The sequence below is a fragment of the Pseudorhodoplanes sp. genome (genome assembly GCF_035565795.1).
Lineage (GTDB): Bacteria > Pseudomonadota > Alphaproteobacteria > Rhizobiales > Xanthobacteraceae > Pseudorhodoplanes.
Genome location: NZ_DATMRV010000168.1, coordinates 1 through 20,199 on the forward strand (window position 1 = coordinate 1; position 20,199 = coordinate 20,199).

The 20,199-nt window shown below is 63.2% G+C and carries 20 protein-coding genes; 11 read left to right on the plus strand and 9 right to left on the minus strand.

All coding sequences use genetic code 11. The annotated features are described in order from the left end of the window. Positions 1-146 precede the first annotated feature (146 nt). On the minus strand, positions 147-1,181 hold the full coding sequence (locus VNZ93_RS15180; RefSeq protein ID WP_325706654.1) for an AAA family ATPase: 1,035 nt from the start codon (positions 1,179-1,181) through the stop codon (positions 147-149). Between the two features lie 144 nt (positions 1,182-1,325). Here VNZ93_RS15180 and VNZ93_RS15185 point away from each other — a divergent pair, with 144 nt between their 5' ends. Beyond that, complete coding sequence (locus VNZ93_RS15185; protein ID WP_325706657.1) at positions 1,326-3,101, plus strand: sulfatase-like hydrolase/transferase; 1,776 nt, start codon at positions 1,326-1,328, stop codon at positions 3,099-3,101. A 10-nt stretch (positions 3,102-3,111) separates the two neighbouring features. Here the strand turns inward: VNZ93_RS15185 and VNZ93_RS15190 are convergent, their stop codons facing one another. The 8 genes from VNZ93_RS15190 to VNZ93_RS15225 all read right to left on the minus strand — a co-directional run bounded on the left by VNZ93_RS15190 (position 3,112) and on the right by VNZ93_RS15225 (position 12,403). Then, entirely contained in the window at positions 3,112-4,128 is a 1,017-nt protein-coding gene (locus VNZ93_RS15190) for a TIGR01620 family protein (RefSeq protein ID WP_325706660.1), read from the minus strand. Then, positions 4,125-5,594: a YcjX family protein gene (locus VNZ93_RS15195; protein ID WP_325706663.1), complete on the minus strand. Its 1,470-nt coding sequence runs from the start codon at positions 5,592-5,594 to the stop codon at positions 4,125-4,127. Before VNZ93_RS15195 ends, VNZ93_RS15190 begins: the two co-directional genes overlap by 4 nt. Before the next feature lie 78 nt (positions 5,595-5,672). Beyond that, a complete protein-coding gene (locus VNZ93_RS15200) occupies positions 5,673-6,065 on the minus strand; it encodes a hypothetical protein (protein ID WP_325706665.1) in 393 nt (130 codons plus the stop codon). Positions 6,066-6,084: 19 nt separating this feature from the next. Continuing rightward, positions 6,085-7,368, minus strand: coding sequence for a patatin-like phospholipase family protein (locus VNZ93_RS15205; RefSeq protein ID WP_325706669.1), 1,284 nt, complete (start codon positions 7,366-7,368; stop codon positions 6,085-6,087). A gap of 110 nt (positions 7,369-7,478) precedes the next feature. Beyond that, positions 7,479-8,396, minus strand: a complete 918-nt coding sequence (locus VNZ93_RS15210) for an alpha/beta hydrolase (RefSeq protein ID WP_325706672.1) — start codon at positions 8,394-8,396, stop codon at positions 7,479-7,481. A 115-nt stretch (positions 8,397-8,511) separates the two neighbouring features. Then, on the minus strand, positions 8,512-9,516 hold the full coding sequence (locus VNZ93_RS15215; RefSeq protein WP_325706675.1) for an extracellular solute-binding protein: 1,005 nt from the start codon (positions 9,514-9,516) through the stop codon (positions 8,512-8,514). Next, positions 9,513-10,610: an ABC transporter ATP-binding protein gene (locus tag VNZ93_RS15220; protein WP_325706677.1), complete on the minus strand. Its 1,098-nt coding sequence runs from the start codon at positions 10,608-10,610 to the stop codon at positions 9,513-9,515. Before VNZ93_RS15220 ends, VNZ93_RS15215 begins: the two co-directional genes overlap by 4 nt. A gap of 62 nt (positions 10,611-10,672) precedes the next feature. Beyond that, positions 10,673-12,403 (minus strand): iron ABC transporter permease, encoded by a 1,731-nt coding sequence (locus VNZ93_RS15225; protein WP_325706680.1) that lies wholly within the window; start codon positions 12,401-12,403, stop codon positions 10,673-10,675. Positions 12,404-12,671: 268 nt separating this feature from the next. Here VNZ93_RS15225 and VNZ93_RS15230 point away from each other — a divergent pair, with 268 nt between their 5' ends. The 10 genes from VNZ93_RS15230 to nuoG form a co-directional block, all read left to right on the plus strand. After that, positions 12,672-13,037 carry an NADH-quinone oxidoreductase subunit A gene (locus tag VNZ93_RS15230; RefSeq protein ID WP_325706683.1) on the plus strand — a complete coding sequence of 122 codons (366 nt, stop codon included), beginning with the start codon at positions 12,672-12,674 and terminating at the stop codon, positions 13,035-13,037. 70 nt (positions 13,038-13,107) lie between these two features. Beyond that, positions 13,108-13,671 carry an NADH-quinone oxidoreductase subunit B family protein gene (locus VNZ93_RS15235; RefSeq protein ID WP_325706685.1) on the plus strand — a complete coding sequence of 188 codons (564 nt, stop codon included), beginning with the start codon at positions 13,108-13,110 and terminating at the stop codon, positions 13,669-13,671. Positions 13,672-13,673: 2 nt separating this feature from the next. Next, positions 13,674-14,294, plus strand: coding sequence for an NADH-quinone oxidoreductase subunit C (locus VNZ93_RS15240; RefSeq protein WP_325706688.1), 621 nt, complete (start codon positions 13,674-13,676; stop codon positions 14,292-14,294). Next, complete coding sequence (locus VNZ93_RS15245; RefSeq protein WP_325706691.1) at positions 14,294-14,731, plus strand: GFA family protein; 438 nt, start codon at positions 14,294-14,296, stop codon at positions 14,729-14,731. Before VNZ93_RS15240 ends, VNZ93_RS15245 begins: the two co-directional genes overlap by 1 nt. A 7-nt stretch (positions 14,732-14,738) precedes the next feature. Further along, positions 14,739-15,932 (plus strand): NADH-quinone oxidoreductase subunit D, encoded by a 1,194-nt coding sequence (locus VNZ93_RS15250; RefSeq protein ID WP_325706694.1) that lies wholly within the window; start codon positions 14,739-14,741, stop codon positions 15,930-15,932. Next, positions 15,932-16,678, plus strand: coding sequence for an NADH-quinone oxidoreductase subunit NuoE (gene nuoE, locus VNZ93_RS15255; RefSeq protein WP_325706697.1), 747 nt, complete (start codon positions 15,932-15,934; stop codon positions 16,676-16,678). The genes VNZ93_RS15250 and nuoE overlap by 1 nt, the downstream gene beginning before the upstream one ends. Next, positions 16,678-17,982 (plus strand): NADH-quinone oxidoreductase subunit NuoF, encoded by a 1,305-nt coding sequence (gene nuoF / locus VNZ93_RS15260; protein WP_325706701.1) that lies wholly within the window; start codon positions 16,678-16,680, stop codon positions 17,980-17,982. The genes nuoE and nuoF overlap by 1 nt, the downstream gene beginning before the upstream one ends. A 6-nt stretch (positions 17,983-17,988) precedes the next feature. Continuing rightward, positions 17,989-18,477: a hypothetical protein gene (locus VNZ93_RS15265; RefSeq protein ID WP_325706704.1), complete on the plus strand. Its 489-nt coding sequence runs from the start codon at positions 17,989-17,991 to the stop codon at positions 18,475-18,477. Positions 18,478-18,486: 9 nt separating this feature from the next. After that, positions 18,487-18,816 (plus strand): hypothetical protein, encoded by a 330-nt coding sequence (locus VNZ93_RS15270; RefSeq protein ID WP_325706706.1) that lies wholly within the window; start codon positions 18,487-18,489, stop codon positions 18,814-18,816. A gap of 19 nt (positions 18,817-18,835) precedes the next feature. Then, on the plus strand, positions 18,836-20,199 hold a 1,364-nt coding region (gene nuoG, locus VNZ93_RS15275), incomplete at its 3' end, for an NADH-quinone oxidoreductase subunit NuoG (protein ID WP_325706709.1).

A 20,199-nucleotide genomic window follows, 5' to 3' on the forward strand; every position in this document is an offset into this window, starting at 1 on the left:
TACGCGCCAGTCGAGACTGACGCGCACCGCCGCAGCGAGCCCCGCAAGATGCGGCAGCGGCACCGTCACCATTCGGAGCCCGTTCTCGATCCGCTTCAGGGTTGCCCGTTCGGCATTTCGATCAGGTAATGTCGCGGCGGCAACGTTCATTGCTTCGTCACCGTGCGAAGCAGCGCAAGCATCGCCTTGTCGGCACCAAGCGCGCCCCATTGTTCGACCAGATCGGTCAGCAGCGTCAGCTGGCTTTCCGTTGGCAGGCTGCGCAGGAAGCGCGCGACCGCGCGCGGCTTGATCTTACCGAGGCGTCCGGCGGCGACGTTCTGTCGGATCGCGTTGAGAACGAACCAGCGTGCGGTTTCGCCCTTGGGGAGCGCTTCGGGTCGCTCGATGTAGGTCTCGACGGACGCCAGTGTGCTGACAGTCTCTTCGGCGAGCGCGCAGAATACTGCGGCGTCTTCCGCCGACAGGCGGCCGAAGGCGAGGGCGCGGCGCGTTTCGTGATTGAGGATGCCCGAGGTCTCCGCCTTGTCGAGCGCCTGAGACAGCAGCGCCCAGGCTCGTGGCGTGGAAAATGGCTGAGGCTCATGCGGGACCTCCCGCATGAGCGCGTCAGGCATGAACGAGATGTAGTTTCGGATGTCGGCGCGGATGCCGGCCTTGCGCGCCCAGTCCTGCCATTCCTCCACATCGACTCGCAGGTTGAGAATGGTGACGCGGTTGACCAGCGCCGAGCTCATCGCGCGAACAAGCGCGCGGTCCTGCTGGCGATTGCCGGCAGCGACCACCCAGGTGCCGGCGGGCAGTGTGTGCTCGCCGAGGCGGCGCTCCAGCAGCAGCGAGTAGAAAGCTTTCTGAACGTCCGGCGCACAGGCCGGCAACTCGTCCAGAAACAGGCAGAAGCTCTGCGGATTTTCCGGCAGAAGAAGCCGGGGCGGGCAGAACACCGACCGCTCACCCACGATCCTTGGAACGCCGCTGACATCCTCCGGAGCAATCTGGGTACCGAGGAGCGACTGGCATGGCAGGCCGGCTTCCGCCGCGGCCTGGAAGACCATCTCGGATTTGCCGACGCCGGGAGGCGAAAGAAGGAGAAAGCTCTGTTCGTGCGCCATGCACTGAACGAGCTTCTTGGCCTGCCTGAGGGTGACGGTTTGCTGGAGAGCGCTGTGGCTCGCGTCCATCGGACGGCTCCTGGGTGAAGAACGAAGGGTGTTCCCTCACCAGGAACGACAAGAACGTAGGTGCGCGCGCGCAGTCGCGCCAGCGTCTTTCAGCGAAAAAATTTTTGGTACGGCGGGTTGCCTGCGGCGACGCGGACGCTTGTCATGACGATTTGGTTACAGAATGATGACACGGTGTTCGCGGCGTTCCTTTCGCGACGCGGGTTTGTCACGGTCATGTCGATTGTCAGTCCCTTGTCCCGTCTGCGCGGCGCCTCCGCTCCGCGCCGCCTTTGGCCGTCCGTTGTTCTGACCATCGCGCTCAATGTCTGGGTGCTGATCCGCCTTTTCCAGACCGAGTTCGGCTGGTTCGGGCAGGGCATCTTCCTCCTTACCTGGATACTCCTGAACTGCGTGTTCCTGCTCATGGTGCGCCGGGCCGCGCTGGCTGCCGCGCTCTCGCTGGCCATCCTCGAGCTTCTGATCCTCGTCTCGCAGTTCAAGTTCAAGATCACCTGGATGACGGCGACGTTCCTCGACGTCATGGTGATCGATCCGGACAGCCTGTCGTTCCTCCTGTCGGTGATGCCGGGCCTGAGGCTCGCCACCTGTGTGGCGGTGCTTGCGGGCCTGGCCCTGGCGATTCTCCTCTGGACATTCGATCGGACCAGAATTCCACGGATCGCCTCTGCGGTGGTCGGTTGCGTCAGTCTCGTCGCGATCGTCGGGCTCTCGAACGAGATTCCTGAAGAGCCGCATGAACCGTTCCAGGGTGTGAACCACGTCTCGAATTTCGCGCGCTCTATGGTGGTCTCTCTCTCCGAGCTTTCGAGCAGCGGCTGGCTCGACTTCGACCGGGCGGTTGCGAGCCGGCTCAAACCGCTACCGGCGGATGACGATTGCAAGCCGGAGGGCAAGCGTCCGCACATCATCATGGTGCTGGACGAGTCGAGCTTCGACATTCGCAGGGCGCCGGGCGTCAACGTGCCGGACGGCTATGGGCGGCACTTCGCATCTGCCGACGGTAAATCGCGCATCCTGATCACGGAAGCGGCCGGGGGACCGACCTGGTATACCGAGTATAATGTGCTCACCGGGCTTTCGACCCGGTCCTTCGGCCGCATGAGCTTCTACGTCACGCGGCTGGCGGCCGGTCGCATCAAGCGCGGACTGCCGCAGGCGTTGCGCCGCTGTGGCTACAGGACCTTCACGCTCTATCCCGCCTATGGGGCGTTCCTGAGTGCGCGTCGCTTTCAGAAGAGCGCCGGGATCGATCGGATGATCGACGCGCACGAGATGGGCGCGGGCGATGTCGAGCCGGATAGCTTCTATTTCGACAAGGCGCTGAAGCTGTTTGCCAAGGAGCGGGGAGACGATCCGCTCTTCATGTTCGTCTACACGGCCGCGAACCACTTCCCGTGGACCAATCGCTACCGCCCCGATCTGACGCCCGACTGGAAGCCGCTGAACGCGGACGCTGAAACCGACGAATATGTTCGTCGTCAGGCGATCAGTGCGCGCGATTACAAGGCCTTTGTCGAGAAACTGAAACGAACCTATCCCGACGAGTCATTCCTGATTGTCCGCTTCGGCGATCATCCGCCGTCGATCGCTCCGCGTTTGCTTGAACCGAAGATGACGGATGCGCAGATCGCCGAGCACATCATGGAACGCGACCCGCGCTTCTTCAGCGCGTATTATGCAATCGACACCATCAACTTCACGCCGGTCGATCTGTCGTCCGCACGGGACGCACTCGATGCTCCCTATCTGCCGCTGGTCGTGCAGGAGGCCGCGGGCTTGCCGCTCGATTCAACCTTCGCAGAGCAGAAGCGCATCCTGGAGCGTTGTGAGGGGCTGTTTTATCGCTGCAAGGACGGCGCGGAAGCACGCCGCTTCAACCGCCTTCTCGTGGACTCGGGTGTGATCCAGGGCTTCTGACGAAATCCGGCTACTTCCCCTCGGCCTTTTCCGCGCTCTTCACCACGCCGCCCGCGACCTCGCTCAGAGTAGGACGCGGCAAGGCAGCGAAAGGCAGGGGACGGGTCACCTCGATCGCGGCGATTCCAAGCCGGGCGGTGAGAACGCCGTTCAACACGCCTTCGCCAAGTCGCGCAGACAGCTTCGCTGCCAATCCATGACCGATCACCTGTTGAATCAGGCTGTCGCCCGCAGCCATGCTGCCGGTGATCGTGAGATGGGCGATCACGTGACGCATCAGGCGGATCAGCCCGAGCGTGCCGGGACGGCCGCCATACAGGAGCGCAAGATTGCGGGCGAGCCCGAGCGCGGTGATCAGAACGAAAAAGATGTCGATCGCGGCGCGCGGCGACACAGCCGTAACGATGGAGACACGCTTCGCGGCATTGCTGACGAGTTGCCTCGCTTCGCGGTCGAGCGGCGCCATCAATTCACGCTCGGCCAGCCGGATCAGGTCGGCGCCGTCGATGATCTCCGAAAAATGCGCTTCGAGTTTCGCGCGACTGCGAGCGAGGTGCGGCACCTGGCTCTCGATCGTCATCAGATCGCGCAGGATCGCCTGACCCTCGGCGCGGTTGTCGGTCGTCAGCGTTTCGGTCGCGCGCTTGCGCAGGCTGTCGATCCTGGCGAGCCGCGACAATCCCGCGAGTTCGCGCGCGATGATGACGAGGAGCGCGAGCGTCGCGAGGCCCGCCAGCGCAAGCGCAATCCAGCCGAGCGCTTCAAATCGTGCGAACAGGTCCTCGATCAGTTTTGTGACGGCGAGCCCGATACCGAGCGAAATCAAACCGCCGGCTGCGCCGAACAGGATCTTGCGCCACGGAAACCAGCGTCGCGGTTTGGTCGCAGACGCCACGGCCGGAAGCTGCTGCGTTTCGGCATCGGCCTGCGCCAGCAGATCGATCAGCGGCTCTTCCTTTACCGCAGTCACGATGACGTTGGGGTCGTCCGGCGAGAAGATCGCCGGCTTGCGCGGACGGGCAGTCATCGCAGGCGGTCTCCGATCAGGAATTCCAGAGCGCGATCCAGACGGATATGGGGCAGGGCGGGCACGCCCGCATCGGTCCGCTCCAGTGCGGGCGGGCGGAAGCGCAGAAACCGGTAATCCGCCTCATCCGAGGAAGCCGAAGACAGGCCGCGGAAGCGGCTTTCGCCAGGCTCGAAGATCGCGTCCGGATTGACCGGCAGGTCGCCCGGATAGATCACGATCGAAGACTCGCCGTCGAAGGTGCGGCCGCCCGCGCGTTCCCCCGCAATCGGCACGCCCATGATCGCGTGCAGCATGCCGGTCGGCCCGCTGACATGCGCTTCGCTCGTGGCACGCACCGAGGCCATCGCGATCGCGTCGATCCGTGCGCCGGAATAGTCCGCGCGCTTCGCGGCGTCGCTGACCAGCCGCTCGAGGATACGCTCAAGCCGGTCGTGGGATGTGTGGTGAAGCAGGTCCGCCTTGGTTGCGGCGAACAGGATGCGGTCGATCCGGGGCGCAAACAACGAGGAGATGATCGAATTGCGGCCGACATTGAAGCTGTCGAGAATGGCGGTGAGCGCGCGTTCGAGGTCGCCGATCGCGTCGGGTCCGGCATTCAGGGCGGTCAGTGTATCAACCAGCACGATCTGGCGATCGAGCCGCGCGATATGATCGCGATAGAACGGACGCACGATCGCATCCTTGTAGGACTCGTAGCGCCGCCGCATCATCGCCCACAACGATCCGGACGGCGCGGATCCCTCCAGCCGGTCAAGCGGTGCGAAGGTCAGGGCGGGGGAGTCCGCAAGTTCGCCCGGCATCAGGAAACGTCCGGGCGGCAGCAGGCTGAGCGCGAAGCGCTCCTCGCGGCAGCTGCGCAGATAATCCGTGAAGTGCCGTGCAACCGTCTGCGCCAAAGCTTCGTCCGCCGCTGCATTCGGATTGAGCGCCGCGATCTCGAAATGCCACGCACCCGCAAGATGCGCGCGGTCTCCTTCCCGTGACAGACGGATCGTCTCCGCAGACCATTCCTCATAGCTCTGCCGGAGCAGCGGCAGGTCGAGCAGCCATTCGCCGGGATAGTCGACGATATCGAGCGTCAGTTCGCGCATCGCGCGATTCTGCGACTGATACTCGATGATGAGGCGCAGCTCGCTGATCTGCTTTGTCGATTCCGGCCATTGCCGCTCGGTCAGGAGCTGTTGCAGATGCGCCTCGTAGGCAAAGCGGGGAACGGTGTCGTCTGGCTGCGGCGACAGTCGCGCGCGCGCGATGCGGCCGGACGCCATGGCCTCGAACACCGGAAAGCGGCCCCCGCGCAGCAGACCGTGTACCAGCGCGGTGATGAATACGGTCTTGCCGGCGCGCGACAGACCGGTGACGCCCAGCCGGACGGTCGGCTCGAACAGGCTGCTGCCAAATTCGATTAGTGCCTGAGACGTCAGGCGGGCCTGTTCGACAATGTTGGAGAATATGTTGGCCATCCCATGCGCGGACGAAGTTGCCCCGCGCAGATTTGCGCGGTCACGACCGGCTACAGATAGGGTGGCCGCGCCGCTATTCTAGCTGCCGCGCCGCTCGGCCTGCCAGATGCCGGAGCATTCGCCCTTGGCGGATTGCCAGCGACCAGAACCGCCGCTGGCAGAGAGCCGTCCCGTTCCGTTGGCGCTTTGTTCACCGCGCGTCACACTCACGCGGGTGGCGCCGCCGCCGCCGACGTTCCCGGAAATCCGAAAGCTCGAATTCGATGGATCCGCATGCCCGACCCGGCCTCCCTTGATACGGACCGCATAGCGGTAGCCACGATCGCAGGTGCCTTTTTCGGTAATGATCAAAACGCTCCACAGCCCGTCAAAGCTTCCGCCTCCGGGGCTCGCCTTCTTGGCCGCAGCCTGGGCTTCCGGCGCGGCAGCGAGGGCGAGAAATCCAACAAGAGCCAATCGAGCAACGGTCATGTGCTTTCCCTTTTGGGCTTTAGCGTGCAACCTTCTTAGGCTGATTGGAAAAGTCCGCCGGCTCGCGCAAGAATGGAGCGGGACCGGCACCCTTGGCAAATCCGACTTCGTACAAGGCTTTCATATAATCGGGATCGAATGGGCCACGCGCCGGGGCACTGAAGCTCGGATCGATATAAGCCACGTAGAAACCTATTCCGCTTCGCTTCGCCGTCGCATAGGCGCGGTCGATCGCATTGCGGGTCACGAACTTGATCGCGGTGCTGACCGTCCGGCCCAGAATGCTGAGCGTCGTCCGTTCGGTCAGGGCGAAATCCGAATTCAGCTTCATGTTGGCGATGATGTAAAAATCGGTCGCAGGAAGTTTGGAAGTTGCTGTGCTGACGAGCATGGAATCGGGCGCGATATAGAATTGGTCGGCCAGTCCGCCGTCAACATGCATCTCCTGGAATTTGCGGCCGTTTCCTTCCACCTCGATGAAGCCGGGCGGGAAGGCACCCGGAATGCTGATTGCCGCGATCATCACCTTGCGCACGAGGTCGAGGGCGGCCTTGTCGCCGCGCGTAGCGATCGCTCCGATGTCCCAGACAACGGGACGTCCGGCATCAAGATTGGTCGTGAGGATGAACAGCCGCCGCCCGCGCGCGTGTTCGGCCGCGATCGCCTTGAGCAGTTCAGGTGTGACGCGCTTTTCGATCAGGCCGTGCAGCGGCCACGTGTCGAGAAAGCTTTCGCCCTTGCCGCCGACTTCGAAAATGTCGATGGCGCTGATCGTGGTATACGCGTCGCGCAGCTGATCGTCGAAGCGAGAACCCAGAAACGCGAAAGGTGCGATCAATGCGCCCGTGCTCACGCCGGTCACCAGCGAGAATTCCGGACGCGTTCCGGCCTTCGCCCATCCGCCGAGAAGTCCGGCGCCGAATGCGCCGTCCTCGCCGCCGGTCGAGAGGATAAGCCACGGACCAGGCTTGGGCGGCAGCGCACGCAGATAGTCGGTCTCCGAGTCGGCCCAGAAGCGGGCGTCCGGCATGTTCGCGATTGCAGCGACGGCCTGGTCTGCTGCGGAGAAGGGCGTGCGTGGAGGCGGGCCGTCCTGAGCGCTTGCGGGCTGCTCGGTCCCGGCCGCCTTGCCTTTGCTGCGCTTCTTTGCAGGCTTCTTCTTGGCCTGCGCCGAGAGCGCGGCTGTCTCATATGTCGTGATGCCCGGTTGCGCAGCCGATCCGGATGTCAGTCCGGACGACGCGACCAGTGCCGCGAACGCAATCCCGATCGCGAATCGAATCTCGCTTCCTGTCACCCGCATTCGGCAATCTTGTCGCAAGCCTTCGGCGGACGCAATTCGCGTTCCTGCCACACCCCCACAGGATTCACATAAGGCGAGGGTATGGCCGGCTTTTGACCGGAACGCGAAGGCTAGCCGCGATAGACGGGCTCAGGCTGCGAGAAGAAACTGTGCAAAATGTGATACACGAGCCTGTAATTTTTCTGCTGGAAGCTTGCGTGCGAAATGCCCGGCATCACGGCAAATTGCTTGTCGGGATTCGGAAGCCGCCGGAAGAATTCGATCAGGTCGTCGAAACTCGCGATCCCGTCCCATTGCCCCCGCATGACGATGGTGGGCATCGTGATCTTCTCCGGATCGACCACCGGCAGTTTCGAGCACATGTCGACATAGGTTCCGGTCGGAACCGAATCATCGAGCGAAAGGATGGCGTCCGCGAATGCTTCGATGACACTGTCGTCCGCCGCGCCCGGGTGGTCCCGGTTGAAGATCGAATAGACGAATTCCTTGCTCATCGGACGGCGGTTGGTCGCCTGGAACTCCGCGAGCTTCTTCTTCCGCTCATGCAGCGTGGGAGAGTTCTCACCGGTCCACACCATGGCATCGAGCGCGAGACGGCCAACGAGATCGGGATAGCGCTCGGCGAACATCGCCGCTCGCAACGCGCCTGACGAGATGCCGTAAACGAGGAGGGGGGCCGGGCCGCGTAATCCGGCGATGTAGTCGGCTGCCGCCTTGCAGTCATCGGCGCCCTGCGCAATCGGCGCATTGTTGTCGCGATCTTTCGTGGAGCGGCCGTATCCTTCCATGTCCACGCACCAGGTATCGTAACCCTTGCGCGCAAACCAATCCATGATGGACGAATCCGTACGGCCCGGCACCTGCAGGTCAAAGGTTGGCTGCGATGCCATCGACGAGCCATGCACGAACAGGATCGTGCCTGCCGCTGTTGATGCGTCGGCCAGACGTTTGTTCCAGAGGAACAGCCTGACGTCCTCTCCCTTGTTGGTCCAGTGTTCGGTGCCGGTCACGCGCGCCAGTTGATTCATGTGGAGCCTTCCGAAATGCCGAAATGATATCGGCTTATGTGGCGGCCTTTCTGGAGTTCCCGTTGGTGGAGGTCAACAGAAAGCCTTTCCGAGTTGTTGCTGCGTCGACGACGCGTCACTGGAAGATTTCGTTGAAGCGGCGCTTTACGCGCGCGGTGTCTTTCTCGACCGCGTCGTAATCGACAGGGATCGCCTTGAGCGTGCCGAGCGCCGCCGCATCGGCCGGCGGATCGATATCGATGCGCGCGGCATAGCCGCCGTCCTCCGGAAACAGCTTCTGCGCAGCGTCAGTGAGCATGAACTCGGCGAACAGCTTGGCGGCGTTCGGATTGGGCGAGCCTTTCACGATCGCGGTCGGGGCGGGGATGATGAAGACACCGTCGGCGGGATAGATCGTCTTGATCGGATGTCCGGCCTTGCGATCGTCCGCTGCGTAGGAGTCAAGCGCCCCGGCCGCGATCAGCCGCTCGCCCCGCTTTAGCATGTCTGAGACCTGCTGGTTGCCCTGCACGACCATGATGTCGTTCTTGCGCAGCTTCTCGTAATAGTCCCAGCCGAAATCCTTCGACAGCGTCGCCACCACCATCAGTCCGAGTGCGGTGAATGACGGATCGGTCATCACCAGCTTGCCCTTGTATTTGGGATCGGTGAGATCGGCCCAGCTCTTCGGCATGTCGGCTTCCGGCACCTTGTCACTGCGCGCGAAGATCGTGATCAGGTTTAGGCGCTGCGCAACATGCGCGCCGTTGGCATCCTTGCCGGCCTCCGGCACCTTGTCGAAGTGAGCCGGCTTGAACGGCACGAAGGTGCCCTTGCGTGCGAGCGCAGCGGACGCGGCTGGATCGGACGTCGTCAGCACATCGACCGCGATACGGCCGGCCTGCTGTTCCTGAAGGAAGCGCCGCAGAATCGCAGAGCCGCCGGATCGAAACAGTTCGACACGGATGCCGGTCTCGGCCTCGAACAGCTTGGCGATCTTGTTTGCGGTTTCGACCGGGGTCGAGGTGTACCAGACGACTTTGCCTTCCTTCTTCGCGGCGGCGAGGTCCGCCTGCTGCGCCGACGCGGATAGCGTCATGGATGTGAGCAAAGCGCCCGCGGCGAGCATCCGCACGATCATGGCTGTCCTCCGGATTGTTGTTGCTGGTCGCTCTGTGCCGCGCGAAATACGCTGACGCGGCTTGTCTCGAACGCGATCCCGACCGTGCTGCCGTGTTCGTGGACGGTCTCGGGATGGGTCTGCGCCCGCAGGCTGCGGCCCGATTGGAGACGAATGTCGTATTCGCACAGGTTTCCGAGATAGGTGCGCTCGGTCACGGTACCGCTCAGCGGAGCATCCGACCCATTGAGCAAAATATTCTCCGGACGCACAACGAGATCGACCGCGTCGCCCGGACGGATACCGGACGGAAGTTCGATCGCAACGCGCGGCCCGTCGTCGAGCGAGAGACCGCCATCCACCGCACGCGCCGGCAGCACATTGATGTTGCCCATGAAGTCGGCCACGACGCGGTTCGCAGGCCGGGCGTAGATCTCCTGCGGCGTCGCCACCTGCTGCAGCCGGCCGCGATCCATCACCGCGATACGGTCGGAGAGGGCCAGCGCCTCGGCCTGGTCGTGCGTCACATAGATGAAGGTGATGCCGGTGCGGCGCTGCAACTGCTTGAGCTCGGTGCGCATGCGCTCGCGCAGCTTTGCGTCGAGATTGCTCAGCGGCTCGTCGAGAAGAAGGATGCGCGGCTCCACCACGAGACTGCGTGCAAGCGCGACCCGCTGTTGCTGGCCGCCGCTGAGCTGGCCCGGCAGACGATCCGCGAGGCCGGCGAGATTGACCAGCGCGAGCATCGCCTCGACTTTGCTGCGCGCTTCGTCCTTTGGGACTTTGCGCACACGCAGGCCGAACACGACATTCTCGAACACCGTCTTGTGCGGCCACACGGCATAATTCTGGAACACCATGCCCATGCCGCGTTCCTCCGGCGGCACGACGCCCTGCGGAGAGGACATGGTCTTGCCGGCGATGCGAATGGTGCCGGCGTCGGGTGTGAGATAGCCAGCGATCAGGCGCAGCGTCGTGGTCTTGCCGCAGCCGCTCGGGCCAAGCAGGGTCACGAACTGATTGTCTGCGATGTCGAGAGAGACATCGTTCACGGCCGCCATCTCGGTCGAACGGCCAAACGTCTTGGTTACGCCGTCAAGGACAATGCCTGCCATTCTCCCTCACTGCGCGTTCCTCCATTTTCGTTCTTATGATGTGCATGATGTCGTTGTTCGCATCATGCTGTCGTCTGCTCGGTCTCGCCGCCGAGCTTTTTCGCAATCCAGATAGCGGCGGCGATGATGATGACGTTGATGATCGCTAGCGCCGCGACTGGCTCAGTGTAGCCGGTCTCGTAGAGATTGTAGACCGCGACCGCGAGCGTGATCGAACTGGAACTGAACAGCAGGATCGACGCGCTCAGTTCCTGAATCGCCGGTACGAAGACAAGGAGCCATCCGGCAAACAGTCCGGGCCGGATCAGGGGCAATGTGACTTCCCGCATGGTGAAACCCCAGGATGCCCCGAGGATGCGCGCGCTCTCTTCGAGCGAGGGGTCGACCTGCCGCATCGAGGCGTTGGCTGCGCGCGCGCCGAGCGGCACGTAGCGGCCGACATAGGCAAGCAGCAGGATCGTCAGCGTGCCATAGAGTGCGAAGGGTGTTGCCAGCCAGAACTGGATCAGCGCGACCGCCATGACGATGCCGGGCAAACCGAGCGGGATCAGTGCGGCATAGTCGAGCAGCTTGCGTCCCGGCAATGTCGTGCGCAGGTCGATCCAGCCGATCATCGCGCCGATTGCCACCGCGAACGTCGCGGCGAGCGTCGCAAGGATCAGCGAATTCACGATCGCGCGCTGTGTGACGTCATACTCGAACAGGATGAAGCGATAATTGGCGAGGGTGATGCCCTTCCAGAATTCCAGGCCCCAGGATTTCGAGATCGAGACTGCGATCAGCGCCGCATAAGGCAGGATGATCGCGACGACGAAGACCGCGAGCGCGAAACCGAGAAGCACCCAGCGGGCACGCCCGATATCGACGAGCTGGGGACGCGATCCCTTGCCTGACAGGGTCACGTAAGACCGGCGTGCGAGGAACCGCCTTTGCAGGAACAGGGCGGCGACCGTGACACCGATGAAGACCAGCGACAGGGCGGACGCGAGTCCGTATTCGGGCGGAAAGTCGAACAATGCGTAGATGCGGGTCGGTAGTGTTACAATCCGTGCGGGCAGTCCGATGATCGCCTGCGAGCCGAACAACGCGATGGCGTTGACGAACGCGAGCAGGGTGCCGGACAGGATCGCCGGGAGGACCAGCGGCAGGGTCACGGACAGGGCCGTCCTGATCTTGCCGGCGCCGAGGATCTGCGCGGCTTCCTCATAAGAGGCATCGACGGACTGCAGCGCCGAGCTCGCCAGCAGGAACACGAACGGGAAGGTGTGCAGGACCGTCACCAGGACGAGGCCGGACATCGAGAAAATATTGAAGACCAGCCACGGCGCGCCCACCACGTCGCGCAAAAATGCGTTGATCAGTCCGGCATTCGGGCTGAACAGATTGACGAAGGCGATCGCGGTCAGAAAGGGCGGGGAGAGGTAGGACAGGGTGGCCGTGAGCCGGATCAGCGTCTTGAACGGCACATTGGTCCGCGCCACCGCCCAGGCCAGCGGCAGACCGATCAGGACGCTGAACACCGCCGTCCAGAGCCCGAGAATCAGGGAGTTGAGGATTGCCTGGACATAGAGGCGGCCGGACAGCGCCTCGCGGAAGTTCCCGATGCTCACGCCGCCATCCGCGCGAAGGCTCCCGAGCAGGAGGGAGACGATCGGGAACACCACCAGAATCAGAATCGCCAGAATCGCGAGGGCCATCGCGATCCGGTCACCACGGAGAAAGGACAGTCCGGGGCGTCCGAGCACGCCTTCGCCTGTATTGCCTGGGCTGACGATCTCCGCCGTCCGCGACATGCCCGCAAATCCCCCTAGGATGCAGCCCTCAAACACCGCGCAACGCCCGCTCATTCCTATCACCGGATTGCCCGGTGGAGAGTGCTTATTTGAGACTTTTCGGGCGCTTGCGGGCGCAAAAGCGCTGCGCTAAGGCTGCGCCGACTTCCTTCTTGGAACGAATCCGAGCTGGGGCCGGGTGTGGGCAATCGGGCGGTTCCGCTGCCTGACGGTCGATAAATGAGGTTTTGGTGAGCCTGACCGCTCGCCTGACCTTGCAAGGAGAAACATGAGCGAGCTTCTCAAGGACTATCTTCCGCTCGTGGTGTTTATTGCGGTCGCGCTGGGGCTGAGTTCCGCGCTGCTGATCGCGCCCTTCCTTGTCGCCTACCGCCAGCCCGATCCGGAAAAGCTGTCGGCCTACGAATGCGGTTTCAATGCGTTCGACGATGCCCGCATGAAGTTCGACGTGCGGTTCTATCTGGTGGCCATCCTTTTCATCATCTTCGATCTCGAAGTCGCGTTCCTGTTCCCCTGGGCGGTCGCGTTTGGCGATCTGGGCCTCTTCGGTTTCTGGTCGATGATGGTTTTCCTTGGCGTTCTCACGATCGGCTTTATCTATGAATGGAAGAAGGGGGCGCTCGAATGGGACTAGAGCGCGATGTCGAGCCGCGTGAAGCGGGGTTCGGGATTGATCATGCTCCCCTTCATCCGGTGAACCAAACATGACCGCCGTCACAGCACCCGCCGCGAAGGGCATTCTGGACCCGCGTACCGGCAAACCGATCGGTTCGGACGATCAGTTCTTCACCGGTCTGAATGCGGAACTCGCCGACAAGGGGTTCCTCGTCACGACCGCCGATGACCTCATCACCTGGGCCCGCACCGGCTCGCTGATGTGGATGACCTTCGGACTCGCTTGCTGCGCGGTCGAGATGATGCAGCTGTCGATGCCGCGCTATGACGTCGAGCGGTTCGGTTTCGCGCCGCGCGCGTCGCCGCGGCAATCGGACGTGATGATTGTTGCCGGCACCCTGACCAACAAGATGGCGCCCGCACTCCGCAAGGTTTACGACCAAATGCCGGAGCCGCGGTACGTGATCTCGATGGGAAGCTGCGCCAATGGCGGCGGCTACTATCATTATTCGTATTCGGTCGTACGCGGCTGCGATCGCATCGTACCCGTGGACATCTATGTTCCCGGCTGTCCGCCGACGGCGGAAGCGCTGCTTTATGGCGTGTTGCTGCTGCAGAAGAAGATCCGCCGGATCGGGACGATTGAGCGCTAGGCATGAGCGAAAAGCTGCAGGCGATCGGCGAGGCGATCTTGGGGGGGCTGCCGGGCAGTGTGGCCGGCTTCGAGATCGCGTATGGCGAATTGAATGTCGCTGCGAAGGCAGCCGACATCGTCAAGATCGTGCGCTTTCTGCGCGACGACCCGCGCTGCCAGTTCTGGAACATCGTCGACGTGACAGCGGTCGACTACCCGCAGCGTGAGCAGCGTTTCGACGTCGTCTACCATTTCCTGTCGCCGAAGCAGAATGCGCGCGTGCGTGTGAAAGTGAGCACCGACGAAAACACGCCGGTGCCTTCGATCATCGCCGAGTTTCCGGGCGCCGACTGGTTCGAGCGCGAAACGTACGATCTCTATGGAGTGCTGTTCACCGGCCATCCGGATATGCGCCGGCTCCTGACCGATTACGGTTTCGAGGGGCACCCCCTGCGCAAGGATTTCCCGCTGACCGGCTTTGTCGAGGTGCGTTGGGACGACGCGCAGAAGCGCGTTGTGTACGAGGCCGTCCGGCTCAATCAGGAATTCCGCAACTTCGATTTTCTCTCGCCGTGGGAAGGAACGGATTATCGGCTTCCTGGTGACGAGAAGGCGGGACCTGCCGGCGGGAAGGGGGCGTGATGGCCGAAGGCGCAGTCTCGGGCGGCTGCCTCTGCGGGGCGGTGCGCTTCACCGCAACGCCTGCAAACCACGAGGTCGGCGCCTGCCATTGCAGCATGTGCCGGCGCTGGTCCGCGGGCCCCTTCATGGTGAGGGATTGCGGGACGTCGTTCAAAATCGCTGACGAGTCGAAGGTCGGCGTCTATCGCTCATCCGAATGGGCCGAGCGCGGGTTCTGCAAGGCGTGTGGTACGCCGCTTTATTACCGGCTGATCGGGAAGGATTCGTATTTCGTGTCCGCCGAAGCGTTCGATGACGTGAAGGACATCGCCTTCACCGCCCAGATCTTCATCGACGAGAAGCCGGCCTATTACGACTTCGCCAACAAGACACACAACATGACGGGCGCGGAAGTGTTCGCTCAGTTCGCGCCTGGTGGCGACGAGGCCAAGGGATAACAAGAACATGGCCGAGACCTCCGGCGAGCGTAATTTCACCATCAACTTCGGTCCGCAGCATCCGGCGGCGCACGGCGTGCTACGCCTTGTGCTCGAGCTCGACGGCGAGATCGTCGAGCGCGTCGATCCGCATATCGGCCTGCTGCATCGTGGCACTGAGAAGCTGATCGAGCAGAAGACCTATCTGCAGGCGATCCCGTATTTCGACCGGCTCGACTACGTCGCGCCGATGAATCAGGAGCATGCCTTCTGCCTCGCCGCGGAAAAGCTCCTCGGTCTCGAAGTGCCGCGCCGCGCCCAGCTCATCCGCGTCCTGTATTGCGAGATCGGCCGGCTCCTGTCGCATCTGCTCAACGTCACCACGCAGGCGATGGACGTCGGCGCGCTGACGCCCCCGCTCTGGGGCTTCGAGCCGCGCGAACAGCTCATGGTGTTCTACGAGCGCGCGTCGGGATCGCGCATGCATGCGGCCTATTTCCGTGTCGGCGGCGTGCACCAGGACCTGCCGCAGAAGCTGATCGACGATATCGAGGCGTGGTGCGATCCGTTCCTCAAGACGGTCGACGACATCGACGCGCTCCTCACCGGCAACCGCATCTTCAAGCAGCGCAACGTCGATATCGGCGTGGTGTCGCTGGAGGAGGCCTGGAAGTGGGGCTTCTCTGGCGTGATGGTGCGCGGCTCGGGCGCGGTCTGGGACCTGCGCAAGAACCAGCCTTACGAATGCTATGCCGAAATGGATTTCGACATTCCGATCGGCAAGAACGGCGACTGTTACGACCGCTATCTGATCCGCATGGAAGAGATGCGCCAGTCGGTTCGCATCATGAAGCAATGCATCGCCAAGCTGAATGCGCCGGACGGCAAGGGGCGGGTGTCAGCCGACGACCAGAAGGTGGTGCCGCCGAAGCGCGGCGAGATGAAGCGCTCGATGGAAGCGCTGATCCATCACTTCAAGCTCTACACCGAAGGCTTCCACGTGCCGGCCGGCGAAGTCTATGCCGCGGTCGAAGCGCCGAAGGGCGAGTTCGGCGTCTATCTCGTCGCCGACGGCAGTAACAAGCCGTACAAGTGCAAGATCAGGGCGCCCGGATTCGCGCATCTGCAGGCGATGGATTTTCTCTGCAAGGGCCACATGCTGGCCGACGTGTCGGCCATTCTTGGTTCGCTCGACATCGTGTTCGGGGAGGTCGATCGATAATGGCCGTTCGTCGTCTCGCGCCTAAAGAGCAGCAGCCGAAGGATTTCGCCTTCACGCCCGAAAATCTCGAATGGGCGAAGAAGCAGCTGACCAAGTATCCGGACGGCCGCCAGGCTTCCGCGGTCATTCCGCTGCTCTGGAAGGCGCAGGAGCAGGCCGGCGGCTGGGTGCCGGAAGCTGCGATCCGCTACGTCGCCGATTTCCTCGACATGGCGCATATCCGCGTCATGGAGATCGCGACCTTCTACACCATGTTCAACCTCGCACCGGTCGGACGCTTCCACGTGCAGCTTTGCGGCACGACGCCGTGCCGGCTGCGCGGCGCGGAAGACCTGATCCATGTCTGCGAGAAGCGGATCGGGCATCAATTCGACGTGACGCCGGACGGCGCGCTGTCCTGGGTGGAGGTCGAGTGCTTGGGAGCCTGCGTGAATGCGCCGATGGCCCAGATCAACTTCGACTTCTACGAGGACCTGACGCCTGAGAGCTTCGCGAAGATCCTCGACGACCTTGCGGCCGGCAAGGAAGTGAAGCCGGGTCCGCAGATCGACCGGCAATTCTCGGCACCCGTTGGCGGAGCGACCACGCTGCTCGAACCCGCATTGGAGGGAGCAAGCGCGCCGAAAACATCCGGACCGGCTCTCACCGATTCCGACGCGAAGAAGCCGGGCGCCGCCGCGAGGGTCCGCGAGGCCGCCGTGCCGAAGCCGCCGGTTGCCGACTCCTCGGACAAGAGGAAGAAGTGATGCTCGCCGACAAGGACCGCATCTTCAAAAATCTCTATGGCCAACATGACTGGGGCCTCAAGGGCGCGCGTCAGCGCGGCGCCTGGGACGGCACCAAGGCCATCCTCGAACGTGGCCGCGACGGCATCATCAACGAGATGAAGGCCTCGGGGCTGCGCGGACGCGGCGGCGCGGGCTTCCCGACCGGCATGAAATGGTCGTTCATGCCGAAGGAGAGCAAGGACGGCCGCCCGAGCTATCTCGTCGTAAATGCCGACGAGTCCGAGCCCGGTACCTGCAAGGATCGCGAGATCATGCGGCACGATCCGCATCTTCTCATCGAGGGCTGCCTGATCGCCGGTTTCGCGATGGGCGCGATCGCCGCCTACATCTACATCCGCGGCGAGTTCATCCGAGAACGGGAACGTCTGCAGGCGGCGGTCGATCAGGCCTATGAGGCGAAGCTGATCGGCAAGAACAACATCCACGGCTACGACTTCGACGTCTACGTCCATCATGGCGCGGGCGCGTATATCTGCGGCGAGGAGACAGCGCTCCTTGAAAGCCTTGAAGGCAAGAAGGGCATGCCGCGGCTGAAGCCGCCATTCCCCGCCAATGTCGGTCTCTATGGCTGCCCGACCACGGTGAACAACGTGGAGTCGATCGCGGTCGCTCCCGACATCATGCGGCGTGGCGCCGCGTGGTTCTCCTCATTCGGCGCGCCGAACAATGTCGGCACCAAGCTGTTCTGCATTTCCGGCCACGTGAACAGGCCGTGCAATGTCGAAGAGGCGATGAGCATCCCGTTCCGGGAGCTGATCGAGAAACATGCCGGCGGCATTCGTGGCGGCTGGGACAATCTGAAAGCCGTGATCCCGGGCGGCTCGTCGGTCCGCATGGTGCCGGCGGCGCAGATCATCGATTGCCCGATGGATTTCGACTCGCTCGCCAAGCTCAGGTCTGGCCTCGGCACCGCGGCGGTGATCGTGATGGACAAGTCCACCGACCTGATCCGCGCGATCGCGCGCATCTCGTATTTCTACAAGCACGAGAGCTGCGGCCAGTGCACGCCGTGCCGCGAAGGCACCGGCTGGATGTGGCGCGTGCTGTCGCGCATGGCCGAAGGGCGCGCGCACAAGCGCGAAATCGACCAGTTGCTTGACGTGACCAAGCAGGTTGAGGGTCACACCATCTGCGCGCTCGGCGACGCGGCCGCCTGGCCGATCCAGGGATTGATCGCGCATTTCCGTCACGAGATTGAAGAGCGCATCGACCAATACGCTGCGAATCCGCATCCTGATCCGGTGAGGGTGGCGGCGGAGTGATGAGCGATGGCCTCCGAAAGCCAGTGGTGGCAGCGGTTCGGCAACTGGGCGCAGATTGCGTCTGCCTGCATTGCGATGATCGGCTTTGGCGCGATTGTCGTGCAGGTCGGCGAGATCCGGCAGAACAACCGCGCCAGCGCCGCGCGTCAGGTGTATCTGGCCTATGCGGATCTGAACTTCCGCTATCCGCAATTCGGAGCTCCGGACTACGACAGGCTGAAGGCGGGCGACCGGCTGGTGTTCGAGCAATACAAGTCGTTCGTGTCGTATCTGCTCTATGCCTGCGGCGAGGTGATCTACGCCTTCGCCAAGGAGCCGGAATGGATCAAGTCCTGCGAATACGAGGTGAAGGACCAGCTGCCGTTCCTGTGCGAAACGCTCGCGAGCGATCCGCAATTTCTCCAGACGTTCGGCAGGGAGACCAACGCCTTCGTGCGCGCGGCGATGACGCGCGAGGGAGTCCTGCCCCCCGATTGCCGGCCGAAGAAGGCATGAGGCACGGTCATGGCCTACGAGATTCCGCCAGCGCCGCACGAATACGTTCCGCCGCCGAAGGCGCGCAACCGCACACCCGCGGAGCTGGCGTGGACCGGCAAGCTGACGATCGCGGCCGGAGCGTTGGTCTTTATCGGCGGCTTCGCATATTTCACGCGTGGCGGCGCAATGGCGCCTGCGCAGGCCTTCGTCATGATGCTTCCGTTGTTTCTGATCTTCTGCGCCGTCGGTGGCGCGATCTGGAAGCAGGGGGCAGATGGGATCGGGCCGATGGTTGCCTATCTCTCGGCCGCGGTCGGGGCCTGCGGCGCGGTTGCCGCCTGGCTATGGGGAAAGTGATGCCGCAGGAGTTCGTGCGATGACCAAACTTGTGGTCGACGGCATCGAAGTCGACGTTCCGCCGGAATACACGCTGCTGCAGGCCTGCGAAGTGGCCGGCGCGGAAATTCCGCGCTTCTGTTTCCATGAGCGGCTGTCGATTGCCGGCAATTGCCGCATGTGCCTCGTCGAACTGAAGGGTTCGCCGAAGCCTGTCGCCTCATGTGCCTGGGCCGTGCGCGACTGCCGCCCCGGTCCGAATGGCGAGCCGCCCGTCGTGAATACCCGGACCGCGCTGGTGAAGAAGGCGCGCGAAGGCGTGATGGAATTCCTGCTGATCAACCATCCGCTCGATTGCCCGATTTGCGACCAGGGCGGCGAGTGCGATCTGCAGGATCAGGCGATGGCCTATGGCGTCGACAGTTCGCGCTATTCGGAGAACAAGCGCGCCGTCGAGGACAAGTATATCGGCGTTCTCGTCAAGACGTCGATGAACCGCTGCATCCATTGCACCCGCTGCGTCCGCTTCACGACGGAAGTCGCAGGCGTGCCGGAGCTCGGCGCCATCGGTCGTGGCGAGGATATGGAGATCACGACCTATCTCGAACAGGCGATGACCTCGGAGTTGCAAAGCAACGTGGTCGATCTGTGCCCGGTCGGCGCGCTGACCTCGAAGCCCTACGCTTTCGCGGCGCGCCCGTGGGAACTGTCGAAGACGCCGTCGATCGACGTCATGGATGCGCTCGGCTCCGCCATCCGCATCGACGCGCGCGGCCGCGAGGTGATGCGCATCCTGCCGCGCACCAATGACGACATCAACGAAGAGTGGATCTCCGACAAGACCCGCCACGTCGTCGACGGTCTGCGCACGCAGCGCCTCGACCAGCCCTATATCCGTCAGAACGGCCGCCTGCGGCCGGCGACCTGGCGGGAAGCCTTCGCCGCGATTGCCGACAAAATGCGGCCGGCCAAGTCCGAGCGCGTCGGCGCGCTCGCCGGCCAGCTCGCCGGTGTCGAGGAGATGTATGCGCTGAAGTCGATGATGACGGCGCTCGGCGTCAAGAATATCGACGCGCGCTATCCGGGTTCGCCGCTGCATCCGAAACATGGACGCGGTAGCTACCTGTTCAATTCGACCATCGCCGGCATCGAGCAGGCCGATGCCATCATGTTGATCGGCTGCAACCCACGCCGGGAAGCGCCGGTGCTCAACGCCCGCATCCGCAAGCGCTGGCGCCAGGGCAATGTGCTGATCGGCGTCGTCGGCGAGAAGGCCGACCTGACCTACGACTACACCTATCTCGGCGCCGGTGCCGACAGCCTGGCGCAGTTTGTCGATCATCCGCCGGCCAAGGCGCAGAAGCCGATGTTCATCGTCGGCCAGGGCGCGCTCAACCGCGCCGA